The 635-nt window shown below is 32.4% G+C and carries 1 protein-coding gene; it reads right to left on the bottom strand.

Annotated features, from left to right (window positions below; all coding sequences use genetic code 11):
* Window positions 1–21: 21 nt before the first annotated feature.
* Complete coding sequence (locus tag B0A64_RS24820) at window positions 22–549, bottom strand: hypothetical protein (protein WP_089482109.1); 528 nt, start codon at window positions 547–549, stop codon at window positions 22–24.
* Window positions 550–635: the final 86 nt, after the last annotated feature.

Genomic DNA, 635 nt, shown 5'->3' with positions numbered 1-635 from the left:
ATCTCAGAACCTTAGCAACTTTTAGAAAGGATCCGCAGTAACTTTAAACTTCATATCTGCCTTGATTGTAACATCTTTGGTAAGAGTTTCTTTTAAGGTAACCTGAGTTCTTATTTTATATTTATCGGCTTTAATGTATTGATCCAATCTTGCATCGGTACAAATTAAATCAATCATATTGCTAGTCGAATTAATGTTGTCCTGGTAGGCTAATTCTATCTCATCAGAATTGCTTGTGGAGATGTATAAGTGAACGGATTTCAAAAACGTAAATGTCTTATCTGAGGGATCAGTAATCGTTAGTTTAAGTGATCTTATTTTTACATCTTTTACCAAACTTGCTTTGGTTTTGTTGTTTTCAAATTCAGCCGAAGAGTTGGTCGTAACATCAGGCGTACTAATTTCTGATGGTAAATTGATAGGCGACGTACTTTGAATTTTAAAGGAAGTTGAGTTAGTAATATTGAAACTCAATAAATCATCGACAGTACTGCAAGAAGTAATAAATGCAGCGAATAAAAGGGTAAGGGCAATAAGTTTTGATTTCATAAGTATGGTTTTTTTCTAAATACGTTTTTTTTTGAATTTTGGTTTTTTTTGTTAAGGTTCAAAGGGGCAAAGGTTCAAAGGTTCAA

The sequence above is a fragment of the Flavobacterium araucananum genome, from assembly GCF_002222055.1.
Classification (GTDB): Bacteria; Bacteroidota; Bacteroidia; order Flavobacteriales; family Flavobacteriaceae; genus Flavobacterium; species Flavobacterium araucananum.
This window is presented reverse-complemented; position numbering and strand designations above follow the sequence as displayed.

What these genes read in the sequence shown, in the direction of transcription:
- B0A64_RS24820 (WP_089482109.1), bottom strand. Translation starts at nt 549, where the DNA reads ATGAAATCAAAACTTATTGCCCTTACCCTTTTATTCGCTGCATTTATT.